Origin of the sequence: Rahnella perminowiae (assembly GCF_019049755.1) — a bacterium.
Taxonomy (GTDB): domain Bacteria; phylum Pseudomonadota; class Gammaproteobacteria; order Enterobacterales; family Enterobacteriaceae; genus Rahnella; species Rahnella perminowiae.
The window spans coordinates 20,140-27,705 of record NZ_JAFMOS010000606.1; the positions used below are offsets into that span (position 1 = coordinate 20,140).

Here is a 7,566-nt window from a genome sequence, read left to right on the forward strand (position 1 = left end):
ACACGATTATGGCAAAAAAATTACCTAAAACCGACGTCGTGGTGATCGGGCTCGGCTGGGCAGGTTCGATCATCGCCAATGAGTTGTGCGACGAAGGGCTGAATGTGGTGGCGATTGAACGCGGCCCGTGGCGTGATACCGCCCGTGACTTTAACGTGTCTACGGTGACAGATGAGTTACGCTACAGCTCCCGGCAGGAACTGATGTTACGTACCCGCCAGAACACCATTACCATCCGCAACAACCCGGCGCAAACCGCGTTGCCGATGCGCGAATGGGGTTCTTTTCACCCGGGAAATGGCACCGGCGGCGCAGGCAACCACTGGGCGGGGATTACTTTCCGCTTTCAGCCGGATGAATTCCGCCTGAAAAGTCATCTGACCGAGCGTTACGGCGCTAACGCCATCCCGGAAGAGTTGGTTCTGCAAGACTGGGGCACCGACTGGGATGAAATGGAACCGCATTACGCCTCTTTCGAGCGTCTGGCCGGGGTTTCCGGTAAAGCCAGCAACGTCAAAGGGGAACATCATGAAGGCGGTAACCCGTATGAAGGGATGCGCTCGATTGAATATCCGACCCGCCCGCTCGATCAGCCCTATGGCCCGACATTGTTTGCTGAAGCGGCGCGCAATATGGGTTACAAAGCGTTCCCGGTGCCCTCCTCCCTGATTTCCGAGCCTTATACTAACCCGCTCGGGGTGAAAATGGGGCCGTGCACCTTCTGCGGTTTCTGCACAAACTTCGGCTGCGCGAACTACTCCAAGGCCAGCGCCATCACCACCGTATTACCGGCGCTGATCCGCAAGGAGAATTTCGAAGCCCGCACTAACTGTGAAGTGATGCAGGTGCTGACCGACTCTACCGGCAAACGCGCCACGGGCGTGGTCTATATCGATTCTTCGGGCGATGAATGGGAACAACCGGCTGACCTGGTGATTGTGAGTGCGTTTACCTTCGAAAACGTCCGCCTGATGCTACTTTCCGGCATCGGCAAACCCTATGATCCGGTCACGTTAAGCGGCACCACTGGCCGTAATTATGCCTATCAGACCGCGAACGGCGTACAGCTCTTCTTTGATGACAAAAACTTTAACCCGTTCATCGGCGCAGGCGCGGTTGGAATGGGCATCGATGATTTCAATAACGATAACTTTGACCACAGCGGCCTGGGCTTCTTTGGCGGTGGCAGTATCCGCGTAACGCCCATCGGCGGAGCGCCCATTGGCTACCGCCCTGTTCCGCCGGGAACGCCGAAATGGGGCAGCGAATGGAAAAAAGCCACAGTCGCCAATTATCTCAGTTCGATGTCGATCGGTTGTGAAGCCAGTAGCTACACCACTAAAACTAACTATCTGTCGCTTGATCCGAACTATAAAGACCGTCTGGGGCGTCCGCTGCTGCGCGTCACTTTTGACTTCCCGGCAAATGACCTGAAAATGGCCGCCTATTGCACCGGTAAAGTAGCCGAAATCGCCAAGGCGATGAATCCTCGTCAATTGGTGGCCACCCCGATGAAAGGTCACTGGAACGGTACGCCGTATCAGTCTTCGCACGTCGTCGGCGGGTTTGTGATGGGTGCGGATCCGTCCACGAGTTCGGTGAATAAACATCTGCAGGTCTGGGATGTGCCTAATCTGTTTGTGGTCGGCGCGTCTGCCTTTCCGCAAAACCCGGGCTATAACCCGACCGGAACCGTCGGCGCACTGGCGTTTAAAGCCGCCCATGCAATCCGTAACTACTATCTGAAAAAACCGGGAGAGATGATCGCATGAAAAAGTTAACGTCATTCTCACTCGGTTTAGTGGCTTTGAGCATCAGCGGACTGAGCCACGCGGCGGGCGATGGCTCTTTCGAACAGGTTGAACGGGGGCGTTACCTGGCGACCCTGGGCGACTGCGCCGCCTGTCATACCGCCTCCACGCCGGACGCCAAACCTTTTGCCGGCGGGGTGCCGATTGAAACGCCATTTGGCCGTTTAGTGGGCGCAAACATTACACCGGATACGCAAACCGGTATCGGCAGATGGAGTTTCGATGATTTCCAGCGCGCAATGTCGGAGGGCATCGGTCACGGCGGAAAACGTCTTTACGGCGCGATGCCGTTCACGGCGTACACGAAAGTGACACGCGAAGATAACGCCGCCATCTGGGCGTATCTGCAAACTCTGCAACCGGTGCATAATGAAATTGAAACCAACCAGTTGCCCTTCCCGTTCAACGTGCGTACCAGTCTGATGGGCTGGAACTGGCTGAACTTCAACAAAGGCGAATTTAAACCGCAGATGGATAAGTCGGCCCAATGGAATCGCGGTGCTTACATCGTTGAAGGTCTGGGACACTGCGGTACCTGTCATACGCCGAAGAACCTGCTCGGCGGCGACAAAGACAGTGAATTCCTGCAAGGGACCGTGATAGAAGGCTGGGTCGCGCCGGATATCACCAGCAACAAACACACCGGTGTCGGTAACTGGACGCAGGAAGATCTGATGCAATATCTGAAAACCGGTTCTAACCGTTTCGATATTGCTTCCGGTCCGATGGCGGAAGAAGTCACCAATTCGTCCCGTCACTGGACGGATGATGATCTTAAGGCCGTGGCGGTTTATCTGAAAGACAGCGGACATGACAGCGGTAACAACGCCCCTGAGCCAGTAAAAGCTGACGATAAGGCGATGATAGCTGGCAAGAATATTTATGCTGATCGTTGTTCTGCCTGCCATACCCCAACCGGTATGGGCCAGGAAGGTTTGTTCCCTCGTCTGGCCGATTCACCGCTTATCAACCAGACCGACGCCACTTCACTTATGCGCGTAGTGCTGGCGGGCAGCCGTCCTGTGGCAACGGACAGCAAACCGACCGCGCCATCAATGCCATCGTTTGATGCCACCATGAGCGATGCCGATGTGGCTAATGTGCTGACGTATATCCGTAACAGCTGGGGAAATGCCGCCGCGCCGGTTTCTGCCTCAGACGTGAAAGACTTACGCGCAGAACTGAAAAAATAAGCGGAAAGCCTGAAAACATAAAGGCCGCGAAAGCGGTCTTTTTCATGAATGCAGCCGGGGAAATCAATGCCGGGGAGGCATCTGCATAATCTGGACTAACAAATGATCATTATTCTGGCTTAACTGCACCAGGTGTTTGCATTCTACTTTTATTGCTGTGAGTTGTTCTTCCGTCAGCGAGTAAGGCAGATTGATATCAATACTGTACATATTTTGCTGCTCAGCCAGTTCTATCAGCCGGACAATATTGGTCTCGTCGCTGACCTGGGTGGAAACCACCTGTAAGGCCAGTGCACGCAAAGCTTCCTGCCTGGATTTTTCTTTTTTCGAACGGGATTTCAGAACCATACCAAAAAATGGCATCACGCCATAAATAGCATCAACAAAACTCCATTTCTTTTTGCAGGATGCGGACAGGTATTCCATATAGTCAAAGGATACTTTTTGACTGCGCGCATCGGGTACCAGGCGGTTTTCATTCATCCCCTCTTCCTCTTCCTGGTCAGGGTCAATCAATTATTTAATCAATGTATAACGCCGAAGATATTCATCTATATAATGGCATAATTCACTGACACTTTGCCAGTCGCTTGCGGTGCTTTGCGTAACGGAAACTGACAACGGCAATATTTCAGAATTTGACCAAAGTATTTTGCGGTTATGGAAAATACCGCGCAAAACTGACATGTTCTATTACGCTAGCACGATAGCGTCGCCCTGCGGGTCACGTTATGCTAATCACCGGATTTCTTAAAGCAGCAAGCCAATGAATAAAATCGTTTTTGTTGAAGATGATGCAGAAGTCGGCAACCTGATCGCCGCCTATCTGGGTAAACATGATATTGACGTGCTGGTTGAACCACGTGGCGATACCGCGCAGGCACGTATTGAAAAAGAAAAACCCGATCTGGTTCTGCTCGACATCATGTTGCCGGGCAAAGATGGCATGACACTGTGCCGGGATTTACGGCCGGTGTTCCCCGGTCCGATTGTGTTGCTTACGTCGCTCGACAGCGACATGAACCACATTTTATCGCTGGAAATGGGGGCCAACGATTACATTCTGAAAACGACGCCACCGGCGGTGCTTCTGGCCCGTTTGCGGCTGCATTTACGTCAGAGTCCGGCGCAGAATACCCAAAATGAACAACCGGTTCAGACACTCCGCAGTGGCAATGCCCTGCATTTCGGTCAGTTGTGCATCGACCCGGTTAACCGTGAAGTGACGCTGGTGGATGAAACGATAGTGCTTTCTACTTCCGACTTTGATTTATTGTGGGAACTGGCGACACACGCAGGGCGCATTATGGATCGCGAAGCACTGCTGAAAAACCTTCGCGGGGTCAGCTATGACGGGTTGGATCGTAGCATTGATGTCGCGATTTCCCGCCTGCGCCGCAAACTGTACGACAACACTCTGGAGCCCTTTCGCATCAAAACCGTACGCAATAAAGGCTATCTGTTTGCTCCCAATGCCTGGGAGACCTTGCAGGAATGAAAAAGCTTTTCATTCAGTTCTTTCTGTTACTGCTGGTCTGTTTTCTGGTAATGGCGATGCTGGTCGGGCTGGTTTACAAAGTCACCGCAGAACGCACCGGCCGTCAGTCCATGAACGATTTGATGAAAAGCTCGCTCTACCTGATGCGTAGTGAGCTGCGGGAAATTCCGATAAAAGACTGGAACAAGACCATCAATACGCTGGATCTGAATCTGTCTTTCAAACTGCATATCGAGCCGCTAGGTAAACGCAAACTCAGTCCCGCACTGGATCAGCGTCTTAAAGATGGCGAAATTATTGCGCTCGATGACGAATATACCTTTATTCAGCGTGTGCCGCGCAGCCATTACGTACTGGTCGTTGGCCCTATTCCGTACCTGTTTTATATGCACGAAATGCGGCTGCTGGATCTGGGGTTGCTGATCTTCATCGGTTTATCGCTGGCCCTGCCGGTATTTCTGTGGATGCGCCCACACTGGCAGGATTTGCTGCGGCTGGAGAATTCCGCGCTGCGCCTCGGTAACGGTCATCTCGACGAACGTATTGATTTTGATTCGACATCCAGCCTCAACCGGCTGGGCGTTGCCTTTAACCAGATGGCAGACAACATCAGCACCCTGGTTGCCAGTAAAAAACTTCTGATTGACGGCATCGCCCATGAACTGCGTACGCCGCTGGTGCGCCTGCGTTACCGGCTGGCAATCAGTGAAAATCTGCCGGAGTCGGAACAAAACGCCATTAACCGCGATATCGGCCAGCTTGAAGCGCTGATCGACGAATTGCTCACTTATGCACGCCTGGACCGTCCGCAGGTGGCACTTAATCTGGAAAAAGTTAATCTGGCCGAATGGCTGGAAGACAAAGTCGATGATTTCCGGCTGATCACCGCGCGCACGATCCTTTATGACGCGCCGCAAAATACCGATTTCGGCGGCGTGGATTTACGCCTGATGGAACGTGTGCTCGACAATCTGGTCAACAATGGTCTGCGTTATTCTCAGGAGACATTGCGCGTCAGCCTGTGGCTCGACGGTGAACTGGCCTGCCTGCAGGTGGAAGACGACGGGCCGGGCATCCCGCCGGAAGAACGGACCCGCATCTTTGAGCCCTTTGTTCGCCTTGATCCGAGCCGCGACCGCGCCACCGGCGGCTGCGGGCTGGGGCTGGCAATCGTCCATTCCATCGCCGTCGCTTATCAGGGGCGGGTTGCTGTTGACGGCAGCCCGCTCGGCGGTGCCAGCCTGCGTTTCAGCTGGCCGGTAAAACCCACATTCAACCTGGCTGCAGAACAGCCTAATAACGAAAATCAGGAAGGGAGCCACAATGACCAGCGCCTATAAAAAATTACACGATACCTTCGCCCGCTTGTCCCGCTTTGGCCATTTATCGGCGATTGCAGGCTGGGATGCAGCAGCCATGATGCCTCCGGAAGGCGGCCAGGCCCGCTCGGAAGCGCTGGCCGAGCTGAGCGTGCTGACGCATCAGATCCTCACCGCGAAGCAGGTTGGTGAATGGCTGGAACAGGCTGGCGGCGAACAGCTTAATGACCTGGAACAGGCCAATCTGCGTGAAATGCGCCGTCATTATCAGCAGGCCGCTTTACTGCCGGAAAGCCTGGTTCAGGCCAAATCGCTGGCAGGCGCACGTTGTGAACAGGCGTGGCGTATCCAGCGTAAATCGAATGACTGGGAAGGCTTCTCAGAAAATCTCAAAAAAGTGGTGAAACTGAGCCGTCAGGAGGCGCAGTTACGCGCTGAGGCCGCGGGCATAAGCCGCTATGATGCCCTGCTCGATTTATACGAACCGGGCATGACCTCGCAGAAACTGGATGTGCTGTTTGGCGATCTCAAAACCTGGCTGCCGGATCTGTTACAAACCGTGGTCGAAAAGCAAAAAACGGAGACACGCATTGCGCCACAGGGGCCCTTTGACATCGAAAAACAGCGCCAGCTGGGTCTGAAAGTGATGGGCAAACTGGGCTTTAATTTCGATGCCGGTCGTCTGGATGTCAGCGCGCACCCGTTCTGCGGCGGTGTCCCGCAGGATGTGCGTATCACCACCCGTTACAACGAAAATGAATTCCTCAGCGCCATGATGGGCGTTATCCATGAAACCGGTCATGCACGTTACGAGCAAAATCTGCCAAAAGAATGGCTGGGCCAGCCGGTTTCCAACGCCCGTTCAATGGGAGTACACGAATCTCAAAGCCTGCTGTTTGAAATGCAACTGGGTTGCAGTGAGCCGTTCCTGAAATCTGTCTATCCGCTGGTTATCGAACAATTCGGCCATCGCGAAGGACTGGACGAAAGCAACTTTATGAAGCTGAACCAGCGCGTCCAGCCGGGCTTTATCCGGGTTGACGCCGATGAACTGAGCTATCCGGCGCACGTCATCCTGCGTTATGAAATCGAAAAAGCGCTGATGGAAGGTGAAATTGAAGTGGATGATATCCCGGCCCTGTGGAACAGAAAGATGAAGGAATATCTGGGCATCGATACCGTTGGCAACTACCGCGACGGCTGTATGCAGGATATCCACTGGACCGACGGCGGCTTCGGTTACTTCCCGACCTACACCCTGGGCGCGATGTACGCTGCACAACTGTTCCGGACTGCCAACAAAGCCATACCCACGTTGCAGGATGATATTGTCCGTGGCGACCTGACAGCGCTGTTCCAGTGGCTGCAACAGAATATCTGGCAGCATGGCAGCCGGTTCACGACAGATCAGCTGATGAAAAACGCGACAGGCGAAACGCTGAACCCGGCATTCTTCCGGGCGCATCTGGAAGGGCGATACTTGTAGGCGGAGGGAGTGGCCTTAAGGTCAAAGTCAAGACCGTGGGTTGCCACCCAAACCGGCCTTAAGGTCGTGGGCGTCGGCCCACACCGACTTGGGGGCGGCTTATCGCCGTCGCCCCCAAGACCCCCAGGCTCTTTTACTGCGCGCTCCGCTCGCTGGCTATGTTTCAGAAACATCTGTGACAGGCTGGAAATCTTGCCGCTACGCGGTGCCTTCTCTCGGTCTTCGAGCCATAGGTCTCGAAGCCGCTCCGTTCAGCAAG

The 7,566-nt window shown here is 54.1% G+C and carries 6 protein-coding genes; 5 read left to right on the plus strand and 1 reads right to left on the minus strand.

Annotated features, from left to right (window positions below; genetic code table 11):
- Positions 1-8: 8 nt before the first annotated feature.
- Positions 9-1,772 (plus strand): GMC family oxidoreductase, encoded by a 1,764-nt coding sequence (locus J1785_RS19450; protein WP_129951194.1) that lies wholly within the window; start codon positions 9-11, stop codon positions 1,770-1,772.
- The gene (locus tag J1785_RS19455) at positions 1,769-3,004 is read left to right on the plus strand and encodes a c-type cytochrome (protein ID WP_217220249.1); all 1,236 of its coding nucleotides are present in this window, start codon (positions 1,769-1,771) and stop codon (positions 3,002-3,004) included. Before J1785_RS19450 ends, J1785_RS19455 begins: the two co-directional genes overlap by 4 nt.
- Positions 3,005-3,067: 63 nt before the next feature.
- Here the strand turns inward: J1785_RS19455 and J1785_RS19460 are convergent, their stop codons facing one another.
- The gene (locus J1785_RS19460; RefSeq protein ID WP_129951192.1) at positions 3,068-3,487 is read right to left on the minus strand and encodes a hypothetical protein; all 420 of its coding nucleotides are present in this window, start codon (positions 3,485-3,487) and stop codon (positions 3,068-3,070) included.
- A gap of 283 nt (positions 3,488-3,770) precedes the next feature.
- Between J1785_RS19460 and rstA the strand changes: the two genes are divergently transcribed.
- The 3 genes from rstA to J1785_RS19475 are packed head-to-tail and all read left to right on the plus strand — an operon-like array spanning position 3,771 to position 7,307.
- Positions 3,771-4,502 carry a two-component system response regulator RstA gene (gene rstA, locus J1785_RS19465; RefSeq protein ID WP_129951191.1) on the plus strand — a complete coding sequence of 244 codons (732 nt, stop codon included), beginning with the start codon at positions 3,771-3,773 and terminating at the stop codon, positions 4,500-4,502.
- Positions 4,499-5,842 carry a two-component system sensor histidine kinase RstB gene (rstB, locus tag J1785_RS19470; protein ID WP_129951190.1) on the plus strand — a complete coding sequence of 448 codons (1,344 nt, stop codon included), beginning with the start codon at positions 4,499-4,501 and terminating at the stop codon, positions 5,840-5,842. The genes rstA and rstB overlap by 4 nt, the downstream gene beginning before the upstream one ends.
- The gene (locus tag J1785_RS19475) at positions 5,826-7,307 is read left to right on the plus strand and encodes a carboxypeptidase M32 (RefSeq protein WP_217220250.1); all 1,482 of its coding nucleotides are present in this window, start codon (positions 5,826-5,828) and stop codon (positions 7,305-7,307) included. The genes rstB and J1785_RS19475 overlap by 17 nt, the downstream gene beginning before the upstream one ends.
- Positions 7,308-7,566: the final 259 nt, after the last annotated feature.

Excerpts from the sequence above, each read along its gene's own strand:
- J1785_RS19460 (WP_129951192.1), bottom strand. The coding sequence starts at position 3,487 with ATGAATGAAAACCGCCTGGTACCCGATGCGCGCAGTCAAAAAGTATCC.
- J1785_RS19475 (WP_217220250.1), top strand. The coding sequence starts at position 5,826 with ATGACCAGCGCCTATAAAAAATTACACGATACCTTCGCCCGCTTGTCC.
- J1785_RS19455 (WP_217220249.1), top strand. The coding sequence starts at position 1,769 with ATGAAAAAGTTAACGTCATTCTCACTCGGTTTAGTGGCTTTGAGCATC.
- J1785_RS19450 (WP_129951194.1), top strand. The coding sequence starts at position 9 with ATGGCAAAAAAATTACCTAAAACCGACGTCGTGGTGATCGGGCTCGGC.
- rstB (WP_129951190.1), top strand. The coding sequence starts at position 4,499 with ATGAAAAAGCTTTTCATTCAGTTCTTTCTGTTACTGCTGGTCTGTTTT.
- rstA (WP_129951191.1), top strand. The coding sequence starts at position 3,771 with ATGAATAAAATCGTTTTTGTTGAAGATGATGCAGAAGTCGGCAACCTG.